Source organism: Clostridium sp. YIM B02555 (assembly GCF_022320955.1).
GTDB lineage: Bacteria > Bacillota > Clostridia > Clostridiales > Clostridiaceae > Clostridium > Clostridium saccharoperbutylacetonicum.
In genome coordinates this window covers 57,867-84,595 of record NZ_JAKJJY010000010.1, presented here as the reverse complement: position 1 = coordinate 84,595, position 26,729 = coordinate 57,867, and the positions used below count along the sequence as shown (strand labels likewise).

The 26,729-nt window shown below is 28.3% G+C and carries 27 protein-coding genes; 22 read left to right on the top strand and 5 right to left on the bottom strand.

Annotated elements, in window-relative coordinates; genetic code table 11:
- Positions 1-398: 398 nt before the first annotated feature.
- From trpE to L3B98_RS15210, 9 genes are all read left to right on the top strand, one after another.
- Positions 399-1,790 carry an anthranilate synthase component I gene (gene trpE, locus L3B98_RS15250; RefSeq protein WP_238917354.1) on the top strand — a complete coding sequence of 464 codons (1,392 nt, stop codon included), beginning with the start codon at positions 399-401 and terminating at the stop codon, positions 1,788-1,790.
- Positions 1,787-2,374, top strand: a complete 588-nt coding sequence (locus L3B98_RS15245) for an aminodeoxychorismate/anthranilate synthase component II (RefSeq protein WP_015393130.1) — start codon at positions 1,787-1,789, stop codon at positions 2,372-2,374. Before trpE ends, L3B98_RS15245 begins: the two co-directional genes overlap by 4 nt.
- A 21-nt stretch (positions 2,375-2,395) precedes the next feature.
- Entirely contained in the window at positions 2,396-3,406 is a 1,011-nt protein-coding gene (trpD, locus tag L3B98_RS15240; RefSeq protein WP_015393131.1) for an anthranilate phosphoribosyltransferase, read from the top strand.
- A 14-nt stretch (positions 3,407-3,420) separates the two neighbouring features.
- Positions 3,421-4,287 (top strand): indole-3-glycerol phosphate synthase TrpC, encoded by an 867-nt coding sequence (gene trpC, locus L3B98_RS15235; RefSeq protein WP_238917353.1) that lies wholly within the window; start codon positions 3,421-3,423, stop codon positions 4,285-4,287.
- A gap of 167 nt (positions 4,288-4,454) precedes the next feature.
- Positions 4,455-5,138, top strand: a complete 684-nt coding sequence (locus tag L3B98_RS15230; RefSeq protein ID WP_077363251.1) for a phosphoribosylanthranilate isomerase — start codon at positions 4,455-4,457, stop codon at positions 5,136-5,138.
- A gap of 165 nt (positions 5,139-5,303) precedes the next feature.
- The gene (gene trpB, locus L3B98_RS15225; RefSeq protein WP_238917352.1) at positions 5,304-6,479 is read left to right on the top strand and encodes a tryptophan synthase subunit beta; all 1,176 of its coding nucleotides are present in this window, start codon (positions 5,304-5,306) and stop codon (positions 6,477-6,479) included.
- Positions 6,479-7,255 carry a tryptophan synthase subunit alpha gene (gene trpA / locus L3B98_RS15220; RefSeq protein WP_238917351.1) on the top strand — a complete coding sequence of 259 codons (777 nt, stop codon included), beginning with the start codon at positions 6,479-6,481 and terminating at the stop codon, positions 7,253-7,255. Before trpB ends, trpA begins: the two co-directional genes overlap by 1 nt.
- 79 nt (positions 7,256-7,334) lie before the next feature.
- A complete protein-coding gene (locus tag L3B98_RS15215; RefSeq protein ID WP_015393136.1) occupies positions 7,335-7,637 on the top strand; it encodes a hypothetical protein in 303 nt (100 codons plus the stop codon).
- Between the two features lie 81 nt (positions 7,638-7,718).
- Positions 7,719-8,138 (top strand): hypothetical protein, encoded by a 420-nt coding sequence (locus L3B98_RS15210; RefSeq protein WP_077363257.1) that lies wholly within the window; start codon positions 7,719-7,721, stop codon positions 8,136-8,138.
- A gap of 105 nt (positions 8,139-8,243) precedes the next feature.
- On the opposite strand, the gene L3B98_RS15205 is transcribed toward L3B98_RS15210, so the two are convergent.
- On the bottom strand, positions 8,244-9,125 hold the full coding sequence (locus tag L3B98_RS15205; RefSeq protein ID WP_238917350.1) for a LysR family transcriptional regulator: 882 nt from the start codon (positions 9,123-9,125) through the stop codon (positions 8,244-8,246).
- A gap of 125 nt (positions 9,126-9,250) precedes the next feature.
- On the opposite strand from L3B98_RS15205, the gene L3B98_RS15200 reads away from it, so the two are divergent.
- The 3 genes from L3B98_RS15200 to L3B98_RS15190 all read left to right on the top strand — a co-directional run bounded on the left by L3B98_RS15200 (position 9,251) and on the right by L3B98_RS15190 (position 12,013).
- Positions 9,251-10,171 (top strand): 2-dehydropantoate 2-reductase, encoded by a 921-nt coding sequence (locus tag L3B98_RS15200; protein WP_015393139.1) that lies wholly within the window; start codon positions 9,251-9,253, stop codon positions 10,169-10,171.
- Positions 10,172-10,421: 250 nt separating this feature from the next.
- Complete coding sequence (gene spoIIM / locus L3B98_RS15195) at positions 10,422-11,054, top strand: stage II sporulation protein M (RefSeq protein WP_077363263.1); 633 nt, start codon at positions 10,422-10,424, stop codon at positions 11,052-11,054.
- A gap of 80 nt (positions 11,055-11,134) precedes the next feature.
- Complete coding sequence (locus L3B98_RS15190; RefSeq protein ID WP_015393141.1) at positions 11,135-12,013, top strand: tyrosine-type recombinase/integrase; 879 nt, start codon at positions 11,135-11,137, stop codon at positions 12,011-12,013.
- 176 nt (positions 12,014-12,189) lie between these two features.
- Here the strand turns inward: L3B98_RS15190 and L3B98_RS15185 are convergent, their stop codons facing one another.
- Positions 12,190-12,963, bottom strand: coding sequence for a C39 family peptidase (locus L3B98_RS15185; RefSeq protein WP_077363265.1), 774 nt, complete (start codon positions 12,961-12,963; stop codon positions 12,190-12,192).
- Positions 12,964-13,445: 482 nt separating this feature from the next.
- Here L3B98_RS15185 and L3B98_RS15180 point away from each other — a divergent pair, with 482 nt between their 5' ends.
- The 3 genes from L3B98_RS15180 (at position 13,446) to L3B98_RS15170 (ending at position 16,398) form a co-directional block, all read left to right on the top strand.
- On the top strand, positions 13,446-14,081 hold the full coding sequence (locus L3B98_RS15180) for a Fe-only nitrogenase accessory AnfO family protein (RefSeq protein ID WP_015393143.1): 636 nt from the start codon (positions 13,446-13,448) through the stop codon (positions 14,079-14,081).
- Between the two features lie 86 nt (positions 14,082-14,167).
- Positions 14,168-15,727, top strand: a complete 1,560-nt coding sequence (locus L3B98_RS15175) for a hypothetical protein (protein WP_238917349.1) — start codon at positions 14,168-14,170, stop codon at positions 15,725-15,727.
- Positions 15,728-16,191: 464 nt separating this feature from the next.
- Positions 16,192-16,398, top strand: a complete 207-nt coding sequence (locus L3B98_RS15170) for a TOBE domain-containing protein (protein WP_015393145.1) — start codon at positions 16,192-16,194, stop codon at positions 16,396-16,398.
- 96 nt (positions 16,399-16,494) lie between these two features.
- Here L3B98_RS15170 and L3B98_RS15165 read toward each other — a convergent pair whose 3' ends face one another.
- The 3 genes from L3B98_RS15165 to modA all read right to left on the bottom strand — a co-directional run bounded on the left by L3B98_RS15165 (position 16,495) and on the right by modA (position 19,198).
- Complete coding sequence (locus tag L3B98_RS15165; protein ID WP_238917348.1) at positions 16,495-17,541, bottom strand: ATP-binding cassette domain-containing protein; 1,047 nt, start codon at positions 17,539-17,541, stop codon at positions 16,495-16,497.
- 2 nt (positions 17,542-17,543) lie between these two features.
- The gene (modB, locus tag L3B98_RS15160) at positions 17,544-18,218 is read right to left on the bottom strand and encodes a molybdate ABC transporter permease subunit (RefSeq protein ID WP_238917347.1); all 675 of its coding nucleotides are present in this window, start codon (positions 18,216-18,218) and stop codon (positions 17,544-17,546) included.
- 170 nt (positions 18,219-18,388) lie between these two features.
- Positions 18,389-19,198, bottom strand: a complete 810-nt coding sequence (gene modA / locus L3B98_RS15155; RefSeq protein WP_238917346.1) for a molybdate ABC transporter substrate-binding protein — start codon at positions 19,196-19,198, stop codon at positions 18,389-18,391.
- 321 nt (positions 19,199-19,519) lie between these two features.
- Between modA and L3B98_RS15150 the strand changes: the two genes are divergently transcribed.
- The 7 genes from L3B98_RS15150 to L3B98_RS15120 are packed head-to-tail and all read left to right on the top strand — an operon-like array spanning position 19,520 to position 26,662.
- Entirely contained in the window at positions 19,520-20,581 is a 1,062-nt protein-coding gene (locus tag L3B98_RS15150; protein ID WP_238917345.1) for an iron ABC transporter permease, read from the top strand.
- Positions 20,578-21,360, top strand: coding sequence for an ABC transporter ATP-binding protein (locus tag L3B98_RS15145; RefSeq protein WP_238917344.1), 783 nt, complete (start codon positions 20,578-20,580; stop codon positions 21,358-21,360). Before L3B98_RS15150 ends, L3B98_RS15145 begins: the two co-directional genes overlap by 4 nt.
- A gap of 17 nt (positions 21,361-21,377) precedes the next feature.
- A complete protein-coding gene (locus L3B98_RS15140) occupies positions 21,378-21,995 on the top strand; it encodes a class I SAM-dependent methyltransferase (protein ID WP_238917343.1) in 618 nt (205 codons plus the stop codon).
- A gap of 30 nt (positions 21,996-22,025) precedes the next feature.
- A complete protein-coding gene (locus tag L3B98_RS15135; protein WP_238917342.1) occupies positions 22,026-23,555 on the top strand; it encodes a GTP-binding protein in 1,530 nt (509 codons plus the stop codon).
- Between the two features lie 2 nt (positions 23,556-23,557).
- Positions 23,558-24,589, top strand: a complete 1,032-nt coding sequence (locus tag L3B98_RS15130) for an ABC transporter substrate-binding protein (RefSeq protein ID WP_238917341.1) — start codon at positions 23,558-23,560, stop codon at positions 24,587-24,589.
- On the top strand, positions 24,576-25,685 hold the full coding sequence (locus L3B98_RS15125; RefSeq protein WP_238917340.1) for an ABC transporter substrate-binding protein: 1,110 nt from the start codon (positions 24,576-24,578) through the stop codon (positions 25,683-25,685). The genes L3B98_RS15130 and L3B98_RS15125 overlap by 14 nt, the downstream gene beginning before the upstream one ends.
- 11 nt (positions 25,686-25,696) lie before the next feature.
- Positions 25,697-26,662, top strand: a complete 966-nt coding sequence (locus L3B98_RS15120; RefSeq protein WP_238917339.1) for an ABC transporter substrate-binding protein — start codon at positions 25,697-25,699, stop codon at positions 26,660-26,662.
- Positions 26,663-26,729: the final 67 nt, after the last annotated feature.

Sequence of the window (26,729 nt, the reverse complement as noted above, 5' to 3'; positions counted from 1 at the left end):
GAGTTAAATAGTATTTTTATAATAGGAAATATTTTTAGCTTAGAAGTATAGTTAATTTTCTCAATTTTAGTATCTGATAGTATATACATTAGGTGGTATAACGGAATTATAGCATTTCGTCCTATTTGGACGAAGTGCTTTTTGTATATATAAATTTATTAATCAATAGGTGTGTTGGGATAAAGTTTTATTTTTATACAAATTGATTAAAATTTTTATATATAATAATTCGTATCACTTGATATTAAGATTTGGGTGGCACAGCGAGTCACTTCGTCCCAATTTGATGGACGGAGTGGCTTTTTATATTTCTAAAAAATATAGATAAATTACTATTGAGGTCTATTTAGCTGGTATTTGAAACAAATAAAATGACCAAGATTAAAGGAGGTAAGGGTATGATCAATATTTCAAAAGAAAGTTTTATTGAAAAGAAAAAATCAAATATTATTTTTTCAGTAATAAGTGAATTTCGAGGTGATGAAATTACACCAATAAAAATACTAAGAGGGTTTAGTGGTAGCAGAAGATTTATTTTTGAAAGTGGAAGTAAGGAAAATTATTTTGGTAGATATTCATATATGGGAGAAAATCCATATAAGGAAATTTGTGGCGACGGTCAAGGAGAAGTAGACCAATTAAAAAAGGAAATTAGAGTTAGTTTTGATAAAAGTACAAATCCATTTTCGTTTAATGGCGGAGCTATTGGATATATGGGATATGATTCTATACAACTATATGAAAAAAAACTAAATTTTAAAAATCCAGATGATTTAAAAATGCCTATAATACGTTTCAATTTTTATAATAGATATCTCTGTTATGATCATTTTACTCATAAGGTATATATTGTAGATAACATTATGGAGAATGATCAAAGAGAATATGATGAAATAATTGCATCACAAAAAGAATATATAAACAGTCTTCTTTATAAGCCAGTTCTAGCAGAAGAACCTGATGATAGAGAGGAAGTTTCCTTTGAATTCTATACCTCTAGAGAAAAATTTATTGAAAATGTTAAAAAAGCTAGAGAACATATTTTAGCTGGAGATATTTTTCAAATTGTTTTATCTCAAAGGATGAAGTGCCAAACTGAAAAGTCATACTTAGAAATATATAGAAGATTAAGAGAAGAAAATCCTTCTCCTTACATGTTCCTACTTGATTATGATGATTATCAGGTTGTTGGATCATCTCCAGAAAGTCTGGTATCAGTTAAAAATGGCAAAGTATCTACTAATCCAATAGCAGGTACTAGAAAAAGAGGAGAAACACCAGAAATTGATAGCATCCTTGAAAAAGAACTTATGGAAGATGAAAAGGAACTTGCAGAACACGTTATGCTTGTAGACCTTGGGAGAAATGATATAGGTAAAGTTAGTAAAATAGGAACCGTTAATGTAAGTGATTTTATGAAAGTTGAAAAATTTTCTCATGTAATGCATATAACCACAAAAGTTGTTGGAGATATATTAGATAATAAAGATGGCTTTGAAGCATTAGCAGCATGTCTTCCAGCGGGTACAGTTTCAGGAGCCCCCAAAATAAGAGCTATGGAAATAATAGAGGAACTTGAAGAATGTAAAAGAGGTATTTATTCAGGCTCAGTGGGATATTTTTCTTATGGTGGAGATATGGACATGGCAATTATTATAAGAACTATAATCTTAAAAGCTAAAACAGCATATCTCCAAGCTGGAGCAGGAATTGTATATGATTCAGTGCCAGAAAAAGAATTTGAGGAAATTCAAAATAAATTGATGGTTTTAAAGGAGGTTTTGAGATGATAATTTTAATTGATAATTATGATTCCTTTACATTTAATTTATATCAATATTTAAGTGAGTATGCTGAAACTAAAGTATTTAGAAATGATGAAATTACCATTGATGAGTTAGAAAAGCTTAGTCCTAAAGGTATAGTAATATCACCAGGACCTGGAGTACCAGAAGATGCTGGAATTTCTATAGAAGTTATACAAAAGTTAGGGGAAACAATCCCTATTTTAGGAATATGTCTTGGACATCAAAGTATAGCAACTGCTTATGGTGGTAAGGTCATTAGAGCTGATGAAATTTTTCATGGGAAAACTTCAAAGGTACAAGTTAAGGGAAAAGATATTTTTGAAGGAGTACCAAGAAAAATAGATGTGATGAGATATCATTCCTTAATTGTTGAAAATAGCTCACTTCCTAATTGTCTTGAAGTTATAGCAGCTACCATTGAGAAAAATGACATTATGGCTATAAAGCATAAAGAATTTGATGTATTTGGGCTTCAGTTTCATCCTGAATCAATATATACACCAAAAGGTAAACATATGATTGGAAATTTTGTAATTAACATCTGTAAAGATACATTAGAAAATTAAATGAAAGAGGGTGAAGATAAAATGACAATAGAAATTGCAATAAAAAAATTAACTTCAAGAGAAGTTTTATCAGAAGATGAAGTTAGAGCTGTAATTAATCAAATAATGAGAGGAGAAGCAACTTCAGCACAAATAGGTGCTTTCTTAATAGGTCTTAAGATTAATGGAGAAACTCCAAGTCAAATTTTAGGTGCTGTTAAAGCATTAAGGGATAATTTTACACCAGTAAAAATTGTAAAGCCAAAGCATTTGATAGATACTTGTGGAACTGGTGGAGATGGTGCTAAGACGTTTAATATTTCCACTGCAGTAGCAATAGTAGCTGCAAGTGGTGGTGCAAAAGTTGCTAAACATGGAAATCGTGCAGTTTCAAGCAAAAGTGGAAGCGCTGATGTTCTTAATGAACTTGGTATAAAGATTGATTTTGATGAAAATCAAAGCAGAGAAATAATCGAAAAAAATGGAATGGCATTCTTGTTTGCACCAATGTACAATGGAGCAATGAAAAACGTTGCAAATGAAAGAAAAGAATTAGGAACAAGAACTATTTTCAATATAATAGGACCACTTTCAAATCCAGCACCATTAACTGGACAACTTTTAGGAGTATATGATAAAACATTAATTCAACCTATTGGAGAAGCTTTATTAAATTTAGGATTAAATAGAGCAATGGTAGTATGTGGTGATGACGGGCTAGATGAAATAACAACAACTACAACAACAAATGTTTGTGAAATTAAAAATGGGAAATTAATATCTTATAAATTAGATCCTGAGACCCTTGGATTTAAAAAAGCTGAATTAAAAGAAATAAAAGGTGGAGATGCTAAAGAAAATGCAAGAATTATCTTAAAAATCTTAAAAGGTGAAAAAGGGCCCGCTAGAGATATTGTTGCTTTAAATGCTGGAGCAGCACTTTATGTAGCAGAACTTGTTGATTCAATAAAAGTTGGCATAGAAAAAGCCAATGAGCTTATTGATTCAGGAATTGCATTTGAGAAATATAAAGAACTTGTGAATATAAGTTAATGTGAGGTGATATTTTGATTTTAGATGATATTATAGCAAAGAAAAAAATAAGAGTTAATAAGAGAAAACAAGAAATTCCAATAAAAGAATTAGAAAAGCAAGCTCTACAAATTGTTAAAGCTGAAAAAGAATCAAATTATATCAATCCTTTCAGAGCTGAATTAGTTAATGATGGCTTATCTGTAATAGGAGAATTTAAGAAAGCTTCGCCATCAAAAGGTATAATAGTTGAAAATTTTAATATAAAAGAAATATTAAATTATTATACCTACATAGGTGTAGATGTATTTTCGATTTTAACTGAAGAAGATTTCTTTTTAGGTAGTGATAACTATCTTAAGGAAATACGAAAAGCTTCACATATACCTATTCTTAGAAAAGATTTTATAATAGATTTTTATCAAATTTATGAAGCTAAAGTTCTTGGAGCAAGTGGTATTTTACTTATTGTAAGTGTTTTAGGTGATAAGTTAGGAGAATTTTATAAGGAAGCAAAGAGATTTAATTTAGAACCTTTAGTTGAAATTCATAATAAAGAAGAATTAGATTTGGCCTTAAAATTTGATTGTGAAATTATTGGGATAAATAATAGGGATTTAAAGACCTTTAATGTAGCACTTAATACAACAAAAGAACTTATTAGCTATATACCAAAAGATAAAATAATTATAGCTGAAAGTGGAATTATGAGTATTGAAGATCTAAAAACCATAAGTCAGTTTGGAGCTAATGGAGTATTGATAGGAGAATTGTTTATGAGGAATATAGACAATAAAGCTTTTAAAAATCAATATAAAAATTTTAGAAACAACAACCAAAAAAATAAAGAAATTATACACCTAAAAAAAGAGCAGCTATGCTGCAATTCGGATCAATCTTAAAAAAGAGCAGCTATGCACCTTAGAAAAGGAGCAGCTATGCTGCAATACGGATCAATCTTAAAAGGAGCAGCTATTCTGCAACATAAGAACTTATATTAGCAATTTACGACTTGTTATTTATTTTCAATGTTCCTTATGATTTTTAGCAGCAAATGTGAGGAGTATATATGATTAAAATTAAAATATGTGGAATAACTAATGAAACAGAAATAGAATATTTAAATATTTTAAAACCAGATTATGTAGGTTTTTTATTTACAAAGAGTAAGAGACAAATTGATGTAAATAAGGCCAAAATATTAATTAATTTATTAAATAAAGATATTAAAACAGTTGGAGTATTTAAAGATAATCCAATTGATGAGATTTTAAAAGTTATTAAAGAGATAAATCTCAATGCTATTCAACTTCATGGAGAAGAAAATGAAAATTATATAAGCAGCTTAAAAGGTAGCTTGAATAAACAAATTGAAATCTGGAAAGCATTATCAATAAATAATATAGAACAAATTGAAAATTATAATTTAAAAAATAATAATAGAGAAGATAAATTAGTTGATAATTTTCTTATTGATGGTTCTAATCCAGGAAGCGGGGAAACATTTTCTTTAGAAAAAATTAAAAATTACTTTGGAAAACAATCCTTGAAAAATACTAATAACAAAAAGAATAATTTCATTTTAGCAGGAGGATTATCTCCGGAAAATATAGTCGAAAGAATTGAAAAAGCTAATCCTATTGGTATAGATGTTTCCTCTGGAGTTGAGATTGTAGATGATAATGAAAAACAAACGAAATCTTTTGATAAAATGAAAGATCTTATTGAAAAGGTCAGAGCTTTAAATGATTAAGGATGATAAACTTCAATTATCAATATTCAATGCCAAATGATCAATTAAGTTGATTTTAAATGGAGATATTTAAGTTTTGAATAACTATTTTTACAAAATATATTAATTAAATCAATTATTAAATATGGATTGTACATGACTAAAATATGAAAGGTAGGTATGAAAATGGAAGGAAGATTTAATGAGTTTGGTGGACAATATGTTCCTGAAACTGTAATGACTGCTCTTATTGAACTTGAAGATGCTTATAATAAGGTAAAAGATGATAAAGAATTTATGGACGAGTATATGTATTATTTAAAATATTATACTGGAAGACCTAGTCCTTTATACTATGCTGAAAATATGACTAAAGATTTAAATGGTGCGAAAATTTATTTAAAAAGGGAAGATTTAAATCATACAGGAGCTCACAAAATAAACAATGCTTTAGGACAAGTGCTTTTAGCTAAAAGAATGGGGAAAAAGAAAGTTATCGCAGAAACTGGTGCTGGTCAGCATGGCGTTGCTACAGCTACAGTTGCAGCAAAATTTGGAATGGAATGCAAAGTCTTTATGGGAGAGGAAGATATAAAGAGGCAGGCAATTAATGTTAAAAAAATGGAGCTTTTAGGAACAGAAGTGGTTCCAGTATTAAATGGTGCTAGAACCTTAAATGATGCAGTAACTGAAGCCATAAGGTATTGGGCTTCCAATGTTGAAGACACCTTTTATATTATAGGTTCAGCCTTAGGACCACATCCATATCCTACAATGGTTAGAAATTTTCAAAGGGTTATAGGAGATGAAGCTAGAAAGCAAATTTTAGAACTGGAAGGAAAACTTCCAGATTATATCCTAGCTCCTGTTGGTGGAGGAAGTAATGCTATAGGAATATTCTATCCTTTTATAAATGATAAAGAAGTAACTCTAATAGGAGTTGAGGGTGCAGGAAAAGGTCTTGAAACTGATAAGCATGCTGCAACTATGTCAAAAAGGGAAAAGGGAATTATTCATGGAATGTTAAGCTATGTTCTTCAAGACAATGATGGTGGAATACTCGAGGCTTATTCCATATCAGCAGGTCTTGATTATCCTGGTGTTGGTCCTGAACATGCTTATCTTTGTGAAACTAATCAAGCAACTTATGTTAGTGTAACAGATGATGAAGCTGTAAGAGATGGATTTATGTACTTGACTAAAATTGAAGGAATAGTACCAGCTTTGGAATCAGCACATGCAATCGCTTATGCAAAAAAATTTGCGCCAACTTTGAGCAAGGATAAGATAATGATTATAAATCTATCAGGGAGAGGAGATAAAGATATGGATGCTGTGCTTTCATATCTTGGTGAAGAATAATGAATAGAATAGATATATCTTTTAATGAACTTAAAAAAAATAATAAAAAAGCACTTATACCATTTGTAACTTGTGGAGCAGATCTTACAATTGAAGAAACAGCAGAATTAATTATAGAATTAGATAGGGAAGGAAGCACATTAGTTGAAATTGGAGTTCCTTTTAGTGATCCTCTTGCTGATGGTCCAGTAATACAAAATGCATATACTAAAGCCTTAAATAACGGTACTAAATTAAGAGATGTATTTAATTGTGTTAAATTAGTAAGAGAAAAATCACAAATACCAGTTGTTTTAATGGTTTATTTCAATGTTGTCTATTTTAATGGGATAGAAAATTTTATTAAAGAAGCAGCAATGAGTGGTGCAGATGGATTAATTGTACCAGATGTTCCTCTTGAAGAAAGAGGAGAACTTAATAAGATTTGCGAGATCAATGGGATATATTTGATACCATTAGTAGCAAGAACATCAAGAGATAGAATAGCAGCAATAACAAAGGATGCTAAAGGCTTTGTATATTGTGTTTCTACCAATGGAACAACAGGGGAAAGAACAACTTTGGACAGCGGAACTCAAGAATATTTAGCTGAAGTTCGAAAAATAGTAAACATACCAATGTGCATTGGTTTTGGCATTTCATCAAGAGAAGTCGTAAAAGAAATTAAAGATTACTGTGATGGAGTAATTGTTGGTAGTGCAATAGTAAAAAGGATGGCAGAAGGCAAGCAACCAGTGATTGAATTTATAAGAGATTTGAAGGACGGTTTATACTAAATTAATTAATAATAAAAATTCTATTATTTTATTTCAAAAATTGTGCTATAATTTTTTGGAAATGAGGTGTTTTTAAATTATGGCAAAGAAAAATAGTAGAAATACAGATATTTTAAGTGAAAGTAAAAATACAACTTCACCTAAAGTATATTCATTATTAGTTGATTTAGTAAATGAAAATAAAGATGACTTAGCAGAAGATGTTTTAAAAATAGATTACTTACTAACATATACGAGTAATTGCATTAAGGATAAAGATTTTAAGGAAGCAAAAAGTACAATAAAGATGGCAAAAGCAAGGATGGATAAATTAATAGAGAATAAAGTTAATATTGAATATTTACAATATCTTTATGATGGAATTAATGCAAAAATAAAATAAAAAAACATTATTATGTTATAATGTTATAGACTTCATCATTTTATGTGAAGATTAAATTAATATGAAAAGTGAGTAGTTTAAATGAGATTTGAAAAGTTAGAAAAAACAATTAATAAATTGGATAATGATATTGATGCTTTAAAAAGAGTTAAACAATACTTATCGAATAAAGATGAAATTAATGAAATAACTGATTTATTAAATAAGGAACGTCAAGTATATGCAGATGAATTATATTTAGGTGATGGAATAGCTTACCTAGAATGTGTAAAGATAATTCGAGATTTATTAAATAAAGAATTATATAAAGATGAGCAAGTTAGTCTTTTAGAAGATATAAAAGAAATTCACGGAAGAAAATCACCAAATGTAAGTAAAAAAAGCCATGGGCTTAACGCTTGGCTTAAATTCTTAGATGTAAATTGTGATTGGATAGAGAATAAAAATAGTGATTGGTCAACATTAATATTGAGAAGCATTAATCCTAAAATTAATAATTAAGCACTGGATTAATTGGTTTAGACTGAAATCTCTTAGTTCCATCAAAAATAGGCTGATGAATTAAGTGTGATATATAACTAAATTTCATCAGCTCATAATAATCAATTAGACTTTCAAGCAATTTATAAGCGTTTTAGCAGCAATGGATAAATCTGTAGAATTTTTGTAAATGACAGTTATATATCTTGAAGGAATTGGTGTTCTTAGTGGTAGTTCAACAAGAAGTCTATTTTGCAAATCTGTAAGAGAAAATTCTCTTATAACCGACGTTATTCCAAGATCTAATTTTGCACCTTCAACTAAGAAGTCCATATTGCTAGCTTCAATATCTGGAGTAATGCTTAAATTTTGAGATATTAAATAATTATCAATGTATTCCCTGGTTGAATTAGGACTTTCTAATAACATAAAGGAACCTTTTTTAAAAATATCATCAGTAGATGATATTTTTATTTTTTTTATATAATTATTGCTAGCAACGAAAATATCATGTATTTCTTTGATTTTAATAAATTCTAATTCCAAATTATTAGATGTGGTTGCAATTATGCCTAAATCTAATTTTCCTTCCTCTACAAGTTTTATTGTATCTAAAGTAGGTTTATTAATTATCTTAATCTTAAAAGCAGAATATTGTTTTGAAAACTCCTGAAATTTAGGTAAGAAATAACTTTTTCCTATAGTTGTACTAACTCCTAAATTAATATTTCCCATCTCTTTATTTTTTAATCTTTCTAAAATGTGCTCACCTAATGAAAATTGGTCGAAGGCTATTTTTATATGTTCAAATAATACTTGTCCTTCTGGCGTTAAAGTTACACCTTTGGAACTTCTAGAAAAAAGACTAATTTTAAGAGAGTTTTCTAAGGTGCGGATAGATTTGCTTACAGCCGGTTGAGAAACATAAAGAACCTCAGCAGCACGTGATATATTTTTACATTTTGCAACTATGAAAAATACTTTATAAAGATTTAAATCAATACTCATATCATAACTCCTGTTTATAGTATTCATAACTAATATATATTTCAATTATATCTAAAAACATTATACAATGTAAATACGAAAAGGAATTATTGAATGTATAAGATTCAAGAAAGGAAGAAGTTGTTATGAAAATAGGAATAATAGGAATGGGAGCAATAGGCGAATATATTAGTTCAATGCTTTCTAAAAACAATGAAGAGGTTTATGTAATTGCAAAAGGAGAAGCTTTAAAAAAATTAAAGAAGGATGGAATAGTTTTAGATAATAATGAAAATGAAAAATTATCAGTATTTCCAACTTTAATTACAGATAATGCAGAAGAAGCTGGAATCATGGATATCGTATTTATTTGTGTAAAAGGTTATTCATTAAAAGCTGCTGCAAAGGCTATAGAGAAAATGGTACATGAACATACTCTGGTCATTCCTATTGTTAATGGTGTCGATATTGGATACAAATTATTTTCTTACTTAAGAAAAGGTAAAATATTAGATGCAGCAATGTATACTAGTTCAAAAGTTGTAAATGATAGAAAAGAAATAATTAAGAGTAATAAAATAGTTATATCCACGAACAAAAACCGTCCTGTTTATAAAATATATTTAGAATTGATTTATAATGTTTTAACGAAAGCAGGTATAATTTGTGAAATAAAAAAAGATGTTGAAGTTTTTGCATGGAATAAATATGTTTTTAACTGTGCATTTAATATAACAGATTCATATTATGACGTTGGAGTAAAAGGTATATTAGAGGATAAAATGAAATTTGAAACATTTTGTAATGTTGCAAAAGAATGCGAAGAAGTAGGTCGATCAAAGGGGATAAAACTTGCTGAGAATATATATGAAGTTTCAATTGAAACTTTAAAAAAGTTATCAAAAAAGAGTATCAGCTCTATGCATAGAGATGTGATTTCAGGCAGAAAATTTGAATTAGAACTGTTTTGTGGTGACTTATGTCGTATGGGAAAAGCGGTAGGAGTGCCAACCCCATATACACAAAAAGCTTATGAAAAACTTAAAATTTTACAAGCAGCTAATTAATATGGTTTTGAAATATAGGTAATAATTTTACCTATATTTTTTTCTATATTTCAACATTTTCATAATACATGAACTAAGAAATAAATTATTAATAAGGTAAGAAATATAAAATTCTTATGTATATTGTTATAAATTGTCTTTGTGCACAAAAAATATATCTTATTGTTTTACATATCTATAATTAGGTATCGGAATAAATTTAGAATATTAAACATAGTATATTTTAGAGTAACTGAAGGAGGAATAAGAGATGAATTATTTACTTAATAAACTAAATGCTACTTTTAGGGATAAAAAAGCCTATTTTTTTATTGTATTAATAATGTTTTGTTTAGGAATATCCTTTGGACTTTATACTGTAAAATATATGGGGACATCGGATAAAAGAGATTTAACTAATTATTTTTCTAGTTTTGCTAATTCCATTGGCAGTCAACCTACTAATTATGGGAATTTACTATTTGAAGTCATAAAGAAAAATATATTACTAATTATACCTATATTTTTATTAGGTTTAACATTTTTTGGAGCCCCGGTTATATTGATTTTAGATTTACTAAAAGGTTTTACATTAGGGTATACTTTTTCTTTTATTGTTATAACTTTTGAAGGAAAAGGTCTTGGACTAGCCTTGGCATCTGTTATTCCTCAAAACTTAATATATATTCCCTGTTATATAGCATTGAGTGTTATCAGTTTATCCATGTCAACAGAAAAATTCAAAGGAAAATTTATTAAACGAGTAAAGATTCAAAGTCAATTTTTTGATGGTGTTTTTTCTAAGTTAATCGTAATCATAATACTTTTTGCAATGGGTATATTAATTGAAACTTATGTTTCACCATCTTTAATACGATTTGTGGCACAAAAATTCTATTTATAAAATACGCACATAACGATAACTAAAGGAAATTTGACAAATATGTCAAATAATATTCATAATCAATGGTATAGGAGATAGTAATGATAAATTGTATAAATAATTATAAAAATTATTTGTTTGATAGTGGGAAAAGTGAGAATACAATATATGCATATGTAACTGATGTAAGCCTTTATCTTAAATTCTTAACTAAAAAGGATTTAGATTTGTACAGTAGTGATAAGTTAACAGTAATGTCATACATTGATAATTTAATCAATCAGGGAAAATCAGAAAGATCTATAAATAGAATTGTAATTAGTCTTAGAAATTTCTATTCATATTTAAAAAATGAAACATTAATAAAAGAAGTCCCTAAAATTGAATATAAAAGTACTAAGAATAATAGAAAATTGCCGCAAATCTTAACAGTTGAAGAAGTTGACAAAATAATTAGAATCGTTGAAAAGGATTGTTCTAAAGGGATACGGGATAATGCATTATTAGAACTTATGTATGCTACTGGAATGAAAGTTTCTGAATTAATTTCAGTGAATGTTGAAGATGTTAACCTTGATTTAAATTTTGTAAGATGCACTGACAACAGACATTTTGAAAGGCTTATCCCAATTGGAAGGAGTGCTTGTAAAGCCCTAGAAGAATATTTAAGTATAAGATATAAAATTGCACAATGTGGAGTAGCTAATCTTTTTGTAAATTTAAATGGAAATAAACTTACTAGACAAGGTATTTGGAGAATTGTAAAAGAGTATTCAAGAAAAGCTGGAATAGATAAAGATGTAAATTTAAATACTTTCAGGCATTCTTTTGCAGTTCATTTACTTCAAAATGGAGCAAATGTACGAGCAGTTCAAAAGTTGCTTGGTAATCAAGTCTTAACTTATATGGATACCTATTATGAGATTATTAATAATGATAAGATAAATTATATTTATATGCATACCCACCCAAGAGCTTAATTTTAATCTTAATCTTAAAGTATTAAATAAATAGTACTCAATATAATATTTTTTTATTACCAGCTATTTGCCACCTATATTCTTAAGTAGGTGGCAATTTTTATTGTGAGTAAAATATATGCACACAATAAAAAAGCCAACAACTAATGTTCTATCAGAACATTATTAATTATAAATTAATAGTTTGAACTTGGTTGTATCACGATAGAGTAATTCCACCAAACACTTGCTGCTTTTACTAAATTTGCTGATAAGTAGTATCTATCTTTTCCTTTTTCTTGTCCATCGTTATATTGTTCATCCCAATTATTTGGATCATAAACTTCAAAATAAGTTTTTCCATCTACAACTCTATAACCCTTTACTACAATGAAATGTCCACCATCATAACTATAGAATCGTCCTACTCTTTGTTCACTATTTTTATTGTAAGGTATGTAAGACATTTTAACACATAGTATAGCTATGTTACCTTTTTTTAATTCACTTTTTAAAAGATTTTCTGTAACATTTTGTTTAACGGCATATGTTTTTACGTTATTTAAATCAAGGAAGTTTGTAACATCGTTTGTATACCACCAACCATCATTTTCAGGATAAGTGTTTCTTGCAGCTTCAACAGTTCCAATGAAATTAGGATTAAGCCACTTAAGTGCCATAACAGTACTAGTTGGACCGCAATTATTATTTGAATCTTGACCTGTGTGTCCTTGATCTATATACCAATCATAGGATTTGTTATTACTAACATATTCGGTTTGTTTTGAACCTAATCCCCAGCTAGTATTTAATGCTTGTCCATTATTTCCATTTAAATTTGATACTGTAGTGTTAGATTTCCCAGTGTTTGGGTTTAATGTTTTAGCTTGTGCGGCTGTAGTGTTTCCAATTACTAATGTTGAAAATACTAATGCTGTAGCAATAAAACGAGATATTATATTTTTTTTCATGATTTTCCCCTTTCAAAAACAATATTAATTAATTTTTATTAAATGTATTTTTATACAAAACCTCCTTTTAATTTCTAATTTTATATTATTTTGGCGAAATGTAAAGTATAATTACCTTAAATGTATAAATTTTGGTATTAAAAGAAGTTTTTTAAATAAATAATAGATATGTGTCATAATTTTATGTAGATCTTATGATGTGAAAATCTTTTATTAGTAGATAATTATCCTATTTTATATAGATAAAATATTGAAAAAAGTATTATTAATAATTATAATAATAAGTAACTTATAATACTTTATTTATCGATTCTTCTATTTTATTAAATATTTGACTATGGAGTCTAATTTTTATACTTATAGGTATATTAATTGGGCTTTTTTTATATTATTTTTTAAAGACTAAATAATTGTTATTGATGATTTATTTCACAAAGTATTAATATACCGTGAATGAAAATAATGTATAAAAGGAGAGAGTTATGATTAAAAAAATTGCAATATACGAAAATAATTTGGGAGAAATAACTGATTTAAGTGCAAATGGATTTGTTAGAATTTATTCTAAGAATAATGATAAATGGAGTGTAGAAGAAGAAACATCAGTAGAGATTTTTAATTTAGATGAAAATATACTTTTAAATACTTTAAATCTTTCAGAGGCTTTGAATAATTGTAAAGTTTTTGTTTCAAAAGAAATACCTGATTTAATTCATGAAATGCTTAATAACTTTGGGATCAGTATATGGAAAATGGAAGGAAAGCAAAATGAAATTCTTGAATATGTTTCTAAAAAAGAAGAGGAAGAGGAAGAAGAAATTAAATTTATAATAACTTCAAAATATAATGAAAAAAGGCGTACTATTTATCCAAAGGAGATTGGCAAAAAAGGATATTATATTTTAAGTTTAAAAGAAATACAAAAACACAACACTGGGACCACAACTAAACAGGCCTTGAGACCTTTTTTAAATAATAATAACTTTAATGAATTAATTGTAATTTGCAGTCATATTCCCAATTGGTTAGAACCTGAATTGAAAACACAAAATTTGAATTATGAATTTTCAAAAACAGGACAAAACGATTATATTATCTTAATTAATCATAATAATTAAGATATATAAGAAGATAACTACAAGATTAATTATAGATTTTAACTTTAAATTATAGAATCCTACAAATTAAGAAAGGAGGAAATCTGATGGAATATATAGAAAATACCAGTTTAAATAAAATAAGTATTAGTTCCTTTTCTGAAATCATTTCAAATAATTTAAATATAGATAGTGATATAATAAAAAATTATATTTTTGCTAATATAAGTCTTGGTATAGCTAAAAGGAATGATATTAAAAAAGAGCTTGATAAACTATACTCTGATACACTTCAAAGGTATCACAATATAATTGTTAATCCTGCAAGTGCTGATAATATCATTATTAGTCAAGGAACTCTTCAACATGAGATATCTGCAAGAAAAGTTTTAGGAATACTATTGGAAGCTGAATATGAAGTTAACCTAAGAAATAAATTACTTAAGCTCCTTAGAAAATACTATCCTATTATATATACAACTGTAAAAAAACATGATAAAGAAAAATTAAAAAATAAGTATATGAAAATGGATATTTTAACAAGAAATATAGAAGCTAAATTTGATGCAGCCCTTTATTTATATTTTGCAGTGTATATATCACCTGAAAAGGTGGATCAAGGGTTTGTAATGTCTATTTTAAATGATATAGAGGAGTTTGAATTTGGAAATTTAATCAATCAAGATGTTGAAAATGAGCTGAAGAAATATAAAATTCAAATACAAGAAATTAAAACATTAATTAAAAATAAATATGGAAAATTCTTTAGTTACAAAGATATTTTAAGCCATAGAAATGAGGACATTCATAATTTGGGAGACTTTATGGATGACTTGTTTATATCTAATAAAATAAATATAAATCACACCTTTGTTGAATCTGAATTTATTGATATTGATAAAATAATTTTATCTTATATAAGGGGAAGCAAAAATAAGAAAGAAGATTTAATTATGCCTAGTATTGTAAGTGGCATATTTATACAATCTCTTATTAATGAATACAAAAATACAAGACAAAGATATATGGAAAACAATGGGGAAGTAAAGCAATGTGAATTAGATGATATAAAAGCTAAATTAAATTATATTGAAAAAGAAAATGATACTTTAAAAGTAGAAGTTACAGACTTAATCAAAGAAAAATTGGTTTATGAAAAGAGTTTAAATAATGAACTTAAAAAACTCAATAATCTTCACAAGCAAGAAATTAAAATTATGGAAAATAGAATTGCAATACTTGAAAATAGATTAAAGGAAGAAAAGAAGCTTAGGTTGGAATTGGAGTCTTTCCAAGAATATCAATATAATTCTATAGATAATTCTGAAAAAATTCCTATAGATAACGAGCTAAAGGAATATATTAATAATAGGAAAATTATAATAATTGGTGGGGATAAAGAATGGAGAAGACGATTTAGAATAAAGTATCCAGGAATAAGAACTTTAAACGGATTTAATGAAAACTTTGATATTGCAACACTGAATAATTCTGATTACATATTTTTTTATACAAAATATATGAACCATTCAACCTTCTATAAAGCTATGAATTATATTAAATTCAATAAATGTAAATTCGGATATATAGGAAAAACAAATATAAACCTTGTAGAACATGAAATAATAGAAAATATAAATAAATGCGAATATGTTAAATTTGAATAAAAATTTTTCGAAAATATAGATATCCAAAACGAGAATTAGATTTATGCAACAATTACCGAAATCAGATACATTTATCTTCCACAGGACTAGTGAAATTTTCGCTGGAAGGTTCTAAGTGGAAGGTTGCACCCATTTCTGCATGTTCCTAAAGTAAATTTATGACAAGCAGAAAATGGAACAACCTTCCACTAACAACCTTCAATAGCTCAATTTCACATGCCAGCTTCCAGAAAAATGTATATGATTTCTAGTGTAGTGTTACGGCTATAATTTCTCAATGATTCATGTATATTCCATTTGTAAGTTTGATTATTAAATTAGATATCTATAGAGTCTTTTGAAAATTAATTTTCTTTTTTTCGGAATATATAGAAAATTGATGAAATATTAGCAAATTTGATTGAAATATGGATTAAATATACTTATAATTAAAATAATAGAAATTACATTTGAGGAGGAATATTATGAAGTTAAGTGCAAGAAATCAATTCGCTGGAAAAGTGGTAGAAATCAAGGAAGGAGCAGTAAATGCATCTGTAAAAATAGAAATAGCTAAAGATATAGTTATTTCATCTACTATATCAATGGAGGCTGTAAAAGAATTAAATTTAAAAGTTGGTTCAGATGCTACTGCAGTCATTAAAGCTACATCAGTTATGGTAATGGCTTAAGCAACTTTTGATGAAATATGAACATAAAAAAAGTAATGAAGAATTCTTCAGAAATCCTTCATTACTTTTTTGCTATATAACCTATACAGTGGTTATTTAAAAATAAAATAAACTATCTTTAGGAAAAGTTAACGAGATTATTTCATTTATGCAATATTTCATATACTTTTTTTCAAGTTTATATTCAATTTGACTTGAAGAAGGAACCGCTTTATTCTTCAAAAATAGAGTGAATTCAAAGGGATTTTCTATTATGTTTTCAATAACAAAAGAAAAAGTATTTTCTAATTTCTCACCATTGTAAACCTCTAGATCATGTGCGCGTATACAAAGATATTGTACATTGTCAAGAACCTCCTCAGCCATTACAAATTCATATCCCCAATCTTCAGCGTAAATAGTATATGTACCTGTCTTCTTAGCTTTAGAAATGTTTTTGCAACCTGTTAAAGTTGCTTCAGAAAGTGTTTTTGGGCGTTTAAATAAAGCTTTCTTTTCTCTTTTTTCTAACGATTTTCCATTTTCATATACTATGATATCGTCACAAACTCTATATGCTTCAGCTATATCATGAGTCACAAAAATAACATTGCCTTTATAGCTTTTTAATATAGACAATAATTCTTTTTCTAAATTGTTTCTAAGATGTTGATCCAGTGCTGAAAAAGGTTCATCTAAAAGCAAGGTATCAGGATTAGTGATTAGTGCTCTAGCTAAAGCTACTCTTTGCTGTTGTCCTCCAGATAGTTGCCAGGGATAATGCTTTTCTAATCCAGAAATTCCCAAGCGTTCTATATACTCTTTACATACAGCTTTTTTTTCTTTATCCTGTAAACTAGAAATACCAACTTCAATATTATCTATTATATTCATATGAGGAAATAAGGCATAATTTTGAAATAAGTAACCAACTTTTCTTTTTTGTGGACATAAATTTATCCTTTTTTCTGAGTCAAAAAAAGTTGAATCATTTACAATAATTTTTCCCTTTGATGGAGTAACTAGACCTGAAATACATTTTAAGGTCATGCTTTTGCCACAGCCAGAGGCTCCTAAAAAACCTAGAATTCCTCTTTCATGCTTAAAGTTTACGTTTAACTTGAAAGAAGAAAATTCCTTTTCAACATCTATGTATAATGACATATTTATGACCTTCTTCCCATTAGTTTAAGTTGAATTTCTGACCAATAATTCATTAATAATATTAATATCAAAGATAATAATACAATTATTATAACCCAAAGCAATGCTTTTTCCATATCTCCACCTTCAGCTGCAAAAAAGATGGCAAGTGGCATCGTTTGAGTCTTACCAGGAATATTTCCAGCTATCATTAATGTAGCACCAAATTCACCAATAGCTCTAGCAAAAGATAGAACTAGTCCTCCAATTATACCTGGCATTGCTAATGGAATAGCTATTTTATAAAATATTTTAAATTCGCTAAGACCTAGAGTCCTAGCAGCAGAAATTATATTTATATCTATTTGCTCAAAAGCAGCGCGTGTAGTTCTGTACATCATTGGGAATGATACAACTATTGCTGCAATTACTGTAGCACTCCAGCTGAAGATTATTGAAGTGTTAAAAAGTTCTAATAGCTTTCCTATTGGACCATTTTTTCCAAAGAGTAATAACAAAAAGAATCCTACGACAGTTGGAGGAAGAATTAAAGGCAAGGTGAAAAGTCCATCTATTATTCCTTTAGCTTTTCCATTGAAATTTGCCATCCAATAAGAAATTAAAATTCCTACAAAGAATGTTATGATAGTTGAAATAATAGCTGTTCTTACAGAAATCCATAAAGGTGCATAATCCATATTAAGTCCCCCTTAAAAAGTAATTAAAGAATAGGTGAATTTATTGATAATAAGGCACATTTGAAAAATTAACAACCTTCTCCAGATTAGAAATTTTCTAATGTGCCCAATTGCATTTGCTGAAAGTATCAACTATCAAAATTCAATTGTGAACTGATAATTGTATATGGTTAAGCTAAACCATAACCATACTTTTCAAATATCTTTTTACATGTATCAGTAAATAAAAAGTCTTCAAAAGCTTTTGCAGTATCCGCATTTTTGCTGGCTTTAATTACTCCAATTGGATATGTTATAGGTGAATGCTTGTCCTCAGGAACAGTTTCAATAATTTTTGCATCTTTACTACTTAAAGCATCGCTTTTATAAACAAAACCTATATCAGCATTTCCAGAAGTAGACCAGGCAAGTACTTCTTTTACATCCTTTGCAAATACGAGTTTCGAAGTTATTGCATCTTTTATTCCAAGCTTAGTAAATACTTCATCTGCATATTGTCCAGCAGGCACACTCTTAGGTTCACCTACAGCAATTTTTTTGACCTTATCAGTATTTAAATCAGCTAATCCAGTCAATTTAGTATCTTTTGGTCCAACAAGTACTAAATCATTTTTTACTAAATCTTTCTTAGTATCTTCAAGAAGTAAAGATTTACTATCTAAAGCTTTCATTTGACTTTGGCCTGCAGAAATAAAGATATCACAAGGAGCTCCTTGTTCAATTTGTTGCTGAAGAGAGCCTGAGGCACCAAAATTAACTGTTAAGGTTACATTGGGTTTAACCTTTTTAAATTCAGTTTGAATATCAGTCATTGCTTCTTTTAAACTAGCTGCAGCAGATATATTTAGCTCTACTGCTTTTTCTGATTGGTTAGTTGTATCTTTTGGGGCGGAATTTGAATCTTTTTGAGAACTACAGGAAATAATAAAAGCAGATAAGATTAAAGTAGTTAATGTTGAAAGAATAATTCTTTTTTTCATAAATAAAACCTCACATTCATTATTTGATTATAGTTATGTTTTACATCGTTTTATTATGTTTTGTTGGATTTTTTTTATAGTAACATTGATTTTATAAAAATACAATATAATATTTTATTTAACACACAAAAAAATGTGGAAATATTATTTTAATACTATTGACAAAATATTCTAAAGGAATAATATAATAATATATAGTTACGTTTTGTTATGTTTTGTTATGAATGATTAATATGAGCTCTCAAAGAGGAGAATACAAAAATGTATAAATCTCTTTGGGGGCTTTTTCTATTGTAAATATTAATAGAGAGGGGAGTGTCTATGGAAATAGAGAATAGAACAGAGGTGGTTTATAAAAGTAATAGGAAAGTTAACAAAGAAAAATTTATAAGGATTGGATTTTTGCTTCTACCAATAATCACTTTTATAGTATCAATTACAATTGGCAGATATTCAATAACTATTCAAGAGCTGATAACCTTGGTATTTAGTAAATTAAAAGGAATTGATAGTAATTTGCCTAGCAATATTGAAACGATTTTTTTCAATGTAAGATTACCGAGAATAATTTCAGCTATGTTAATTGGGGGAGCTTTATCTGCTTCTGGGGCCTCTTATCAAGGTGTATTTAGGAACCCAATGGTATCACCAGATATATTAGGAGCATCAGCAGGTGCTGGTTTTGGCGCTGGACTTGGAATATTGTTATCATTCAATGTAGTGGGAATACAAATTACATCTTTTATATTTGGCTTAGGGGCTGTTACTCTAGCTTACTTAATAAGTTCAATTATTGAAAGAAAAAGTAATACAATATTGACATTAATACTTTCTGGCATGGTTATCTCTACCTTGTTCCAATCACTTTTGTCATTAATTAAGTATGTTGCAGATCCTACTAGTAAGCTTCCAGCAATAACTTTTTGGTTAATGGGCTCATTATCATCAATAAATATGAGCGATTTAATACTGCTAATAATACCAATTATTTTAGGATTACTACCGTTAATACTTCTTAGATGGAAATTAAATGTTTTATCCTTTGGAGAAGACGAAGCAAAATCAATGGGAGTAGATACAATAAAAATACGCTTTATAGTTATATTTGCATCAACTATTATGACTTCAGCAGTAGTTTCAATTAGTGGAATGATTGGATGGATTGGGCTTGTAATTCCTCATTTATCGAGACTTATAGCTGGACCAGATTATAAGAAATTAATTCCAGTATCCATAAGCATTGGAAGTAGTTTTTTGCTTATTGTAGATAATATATCAAGAAGCTTATTTTCAATGGAGTTACCTATAGGGATACTTACATCAATGATTGGAGCACCATTTTTCATCTATTTGCTTTTTAATGGAAGGAAGGGGTGGTTATGAGTTTAGAAATTAAAAATCTTTGTTGTGGTTATAAGAAAAGGCCTGTTTTGAAAAATATAAATATTGAAATAGAAGCAGGGGAAATCTTATGTATATTAGGGCCAAATGGCGTTGGAAAAACAACTTTATTAAAAAGTATACTTGGATTTTTAAAAATAATATCAGGTGAAATAATTTTAAATGGAACAAAAATTAATAATTTATCTAATATTCAATTAGCAAAGTATATAGCTTATGTTCCCCAAGTTCATACACCACCTTTTCCATATAAAGTTTTAGATGTTGTAGTTATGGGAAAAACCGCCCATTTAGGATATTTTGAAAGTCCTTCAAAAAAAAATTATAAAGAAGCAGAAGAAATTTTAGAAAAACTAGGCGTAGGCTATTTGAAAGCTTTAATTTATACAGAAATTAGTGGAGGCGAAAGGCAGTTGGTTTTAATTGCTAGGGCACTTATACAAGATCCTAGAATTCTCATAATGGATGAACCTACTTCAAATTTAGATTTTGGGAATCAGATTAGGGTTCTAAAGAAAATTAATGAGCTATCTAAAATTGGAATAAGTATAGTGATGACTTCACATTATCCAGAACATGCTTTTTTATGTTCTGCAAAAATTGCTTTGATTGAGAAAAATGGTGATATTAACTTTGGAAGTGCAGATGAAATAATAACAGAAGAAAATATGAAAAAGGCTTATGGTATAACAGTTAAACTTGCTGAATTTAATAAAGATAATGGAGAGAAAATTAAAACTTGTATTCCAATAATAAGTTAATTAAGGAGATTGTAATTATGAATAAAGCATATGAATTTGATGAAATTGCGCAAAATGTATTTTTTCCTATCTATCCTCTTATTGCGCAGCAAATTAAAACTGAAGCTCAAATTGTAGATGGAGTATGCATGGATATAGGCTGCGGTGGAGGACATCTAGGTTTTGCCCTTATGAATATTACTGATTTGGATTTTATTTTTTTAGATAATAATAAATATGCCTTAGATATTACAAAACAGAGAAGCAAAGCTCTTAAGGTTGAAACTAGGACAAACATTTTATTGGGAAATGTTGAAAATATTGAGCTTGAAAATGAAAGTATTGACTTAATTGTAAGCAGAGGTTCTGTATGGTTTTGGGAAGATAAAATAGGGAGTTTTAAAGAAATTTATAGGGTACTCACAAAAGATGGAATAGCATATATAGGAGGTGGCTTTGGTAATGAAAAATTAAAGAAAGAAATATATAAAAAAATGAGTGAATTAAATGGAGAAGATTGGGGAAGTAGAAGAAAAAAATTCACTCAAGGAAATGATGCTGAGTTTTATACTAAAATTTTAAAAGAAGCTGGCATAAAAAAATATAGAATTAAAGATGATGAAGAGGGATTGTGGATAATTATAAAAAAAGAATAGGTACAAGTTTAAAAGAATGGAGGGATAAATTTGAAGTTTGTTACATTTTCAGGTCCACCATCTTCTGGGAAGACCTCAGTTATTTTGAAAGTGATCAATTGCCTTAGAAGTGAAAAGAAAAAATTTGGAGTAATAAAATTTGATTGCCTCACGACGTATGATGATTATCTTTACAAAAAAGCTGGCGTTGATGTAATGGTAGGGTTGTCAGGAAATCTCTGTCCAGATCATTTTTATATTAGTAATATTGATGATTGTGTTAAATATGGTATCGAAAAGGGTTTTGATTTATTAATAAGTGAAAGTGCTGGTTTATGCAATAGATGTTCACCGCACATAAAAGATATTTTGGCTATATGTGTAATTGATAGTCTTTCTGGTGTTAACACTCCAAAAAAAATAGGTCCTATGCTTAAGTTTGCAGATATTGTTGTAATAACTAAAGGAGATATTGTTTCTCAAGCAGAAAGAGAAGTGTTTTCCCTTATGGTAAGAGAAGCTAATCCAAAAGCAAAAATTTTAGAGGTTAACGGATTAACAGGTCAAGGTGCCTATGAATTAAGTACCTATTTAAAAAATTCTAGATCGATTGAAACTCTTGATGGTGAAAAATTAAGATTTACAATGCCATCAGCCTTATGTTCCTATTGCTTAGGCGAAACAATAATTGGAGAAGATTATCAAACTGGTAACACTAAAAAAATAAATTTTAGCGAAGCAAAGAATAAAGCAAAGTTTTCTAACCGTTTTGCATTAGACGAAACTACTAAATTTGTGGAAATAAAAGATGTAACTATTATTAATTCTCTTACTATTTTAGGCGGGCATGATAAAAATGGGATAAAAGAAAATGCTGAGCTTACAATTAATTCCGGAGAGATAATTTGCATAGTTGGACCAACAGGTTCAGGTAAGAGCAGATTACTTGAAGATATCGAATGTATTGCAAATGGTGATACTCCTACAGGAAGAGTAATAAAAATAAGGGGTGAAAATTTAAATGATAATAAGTTGGTAGCTCAATTATCTCAAAATATGAATTTTGTAATGGATATATCTGTAGAAGAATTTGTGAAAATGCATGCTAAAAGCAGAAATATTATGGAAATCAACGAGATTACTGAAAAAATAATAACAACTGCAAATGAATTAGCTGGTGAAAGATTTTCTTATGATACGCCTGTAACCTCTTTAAGTGGTGGTCAATCAAGAGCATTAATGATAGCAGACACAGCATATTTAAGTATTTCTCCAATAGTTCTTATTGATGAAATAGAAAATGCTGGGGTAGATAGAAGCAGAGCTTTGGAATTATTAGTTAAGGAAGGGAAAATAGTTTTTGTTTCTACTCATGATCCAATATTAGCTTTACTTGGACATAAGAGGATCATTATTAAAAATGGTGCTATAAGTAAAGTAATTACAACTGATCCTAAAGAAAAGGATAATTTAAAACTCATGAGGCAAATAGATAGTAAAATGTTAGAGCTTAGAAATTCATTAAGAAATGGAAAAATTATAAATTGGAATATGAAAGAATATTTTGCATGGGAGGAATAACAATGAAAAAGTATCCAGAAATTAAATTAGTTCCAGATGAAATGAGAGAAGAATTGGATTTGTTAGGATATATATATTGTCCAGCTAAAGAAGCATTTTCAAGTAAGATACAAAAGTTTGTAGAATTAGAAGAAGCTAAAGATGGTAACAAAATAAAAGCTGTAGTTCCTATGGGCGCATGTGGAAAAGATGAATATTTTAATGTTAATAAGATAAAAGATATAAAAAAATTTCCGAGTGTAGTAACAAGCTCGGGTTTTTCTGAATTTTTTGATAAAGATTTTATGGAAAGATTTTTGGAAAGTGGAGATTTTGAAAAAGTTAATTTCAAAGGGGATTTGAATCAAACTTATAAAGATTGTGCTTTAAGTGATCCTAAAGGATTTTACAATATCTTTTCTTCTTTTCCTTATGTATTTTTGGTGGATACGCGCAAACTTAACAATAGGCCTATTCCATCAAGTTGGGAAGAAATTCTAGATGAACAATATGAAAATAGCATTGCAATGGGCCATACAGAAGAGGATATAAATGAAATAGTACTTTTATATATGTATAAAAATTTTGGCGAAGAAGGTATTAAAGCTTTAGCTAGAAATGTAAATACTCCAATGGGAAATATAGAAATGGCTAAAACAGCTGCTGAAAATCAAAGAAGTAATAATGCTATTTATATAATTCCATATTTCTTTGCTAAAGCAACTCCTAAAAAAAATTATTTACAAATAATATGGCCTAAAGAGGGAGGTTTATTATGTCCAGTTTTCATGTTAATTAAAAAGGAAAGGAAAAATTATTTAAATAAGCTAATTGATTATATTTATAGTGAAGATTTAGGACAAGAATTAGCTAAAAAGTACTTTCCACATATTAATTGTAAGGTAGATAATAGAATTCCTGATAATGGTAAACTACAATGGTTAAGCTGGGATTTTATTTATGAGAAAAATATTATAACTCGTATTAAAGAAATTGAAGAAATTTTCTATAATGAATGGGAATATGAGGGGAGGAGTTGTATTGAAAAGATATAACACATTATTTTTAATCTTTATTATTATATCATCAATATTAGTAGGCTGTGGGAATAGTGTCTCAAATAATAGTGCTGGAGAAAAAAATACAACAAATCTTGTACAAGCTAGTGAAAAAGAAAAATCAAAATCAATAACAGATATGGCAGGAAGAACTATGGAGGTGCCAAAAAAAATTACAAAGGTATATTGCAATAGTCAACCAGGAATTGTTATGATGCATAATATTAATTTAGATAAACTTGCAGGATGGTGCTTTGAACTTAGAGATTATGAAAAAAAGTATTTGAATCCCAAATATCAAAATTTACCTGTAATAGGAGCTATGCAAGGTAAGAATGGAACAGTAAGCAAAGAACAACTTTTATCATATAACCCTGAAATAATATTATCCATGGGAACTATAGATGATAGCACAGTTGGAAATGCAGATAAATTATCAAAAGATATAGGAATTCCAGTAGTTGTTGTAGACAGTAGTTTAAAAAATTTAGATAATAGTTATGATTTTCTTGGAGATTTACTTGATGAAAAGAAAGTGACTGATGAATTAGCAGAGTACTGCCGAGCTACCATGAAGCAAGTACAAGAAATAACGGCAAAAATTCCAGCTGATAAAAAAGTAAGTGTCTATTATGCAGGTGGAGAAAAAGGTCTTGAAACAGCTCCAATAGGAAATTGGCATGCAGAATTGTTAGATTATGCAGGGGCAAAGAATGTAGTAGATTTTAAAGCAGGTGGAGGACGAAGTGAAGTATCAATGGAACAAGTTATTACTTGGAATCCAGATGTGATTGTTGAAGCAATTTATGATAATCATATTGATGGAGTATTTACCAGTAAAGAATGGTCAGGAATAAATGCTGTTAAAAATGGTAAAGTATTTAGTGCTCCAGATGAACCTTATAATTGGGCTGATACTCCGCCGTCAAGTAATAGAATCATAGGTTTAAAATGGCTAGTAAACTTATTATATCCAGAATACAGTGGAATGGATATGAAAAAAGAAATTAAGGACTACTACAAACTTTTTTATAAGGCTGATATAAGTGATGAAACTGCTGAAAAACTATTAAATACGAAAGTAAAATTATAGGAGTAAATGTTATGGGTAAAATAAAAAATATTATTGATAAATCAGAATATGATGTAGTTGGATTATTACCATGTCCAATAAAAGTACCTATTGAAGAAGGCTTTAATTATATGATTGATAACTTAATAGAGGAACTTGATTTTAAATATCTTGTTGAAGGAAATGCAAATTATGATGTTATGTGGATGGATGAATCTTCACATGTTCCTCTAAAAAATGAATTGCCAAAGATAATAGTTAGTGCTGGAATCAATAGCTTTTATAGAAGAGATTTTAGAAAAAAGGCTATAAACGATAATTATTTTAAAAAAATAAATAACATTGAAGAAGAAGCAAATAAAGGTGAATTAATGGATTTAGATGGGAATTACAATATAATGGCATTGAATTATTTAGTTATGGTAATAGATTTAACTAAGCTAAATGATAGGGAAATTCCAAAGTCTTGGAAAGAATTATTAGATAGCTCTTTTAAGAATGAAATTGCTATGAGAGGAAAGAAAGGAAAGTACTGTGAAACAACTCTTCTTGGTATATATAAAGATTATGGAATAAATGGGATAAAAAAATTAAGAGAGCTTGTGGGCTTTGGAGGACATCCAGCTGAAATGCTAATAAATATAGGTAAAGGAGTTAAAAATTCTCCAACAATCAGTATTGTTCCATATTTTTATGCCAAAATACTAAAAAATAATAAGAATGTCAAGATTGTATGGCCTGAAGAAGGTGCTATTGTAAGTCCTGTAACCTTGTTAGTTCAAAGGGATATTTCAAAGAATTTAGAAAGGGTTGCAAATTATTTTATAAGCAATGAAGTAAAAGAAATATGCAAAATTGCATCATTACCTGCACCAGAAGATTACTTAAAATATTTGCAGGAAAACAATTTAAAATTAAACTGGCTAGGATGGGATTTCATTAATAATAATGATATAAATAAACTATTAATAGAATTAAATGAACAATTTAAAATGTAAAATAATGGTTTGTGGTTGAGATTTAATTATTAAATTGCTAGAAAATCTTACTTCTAAATGTTAAAAT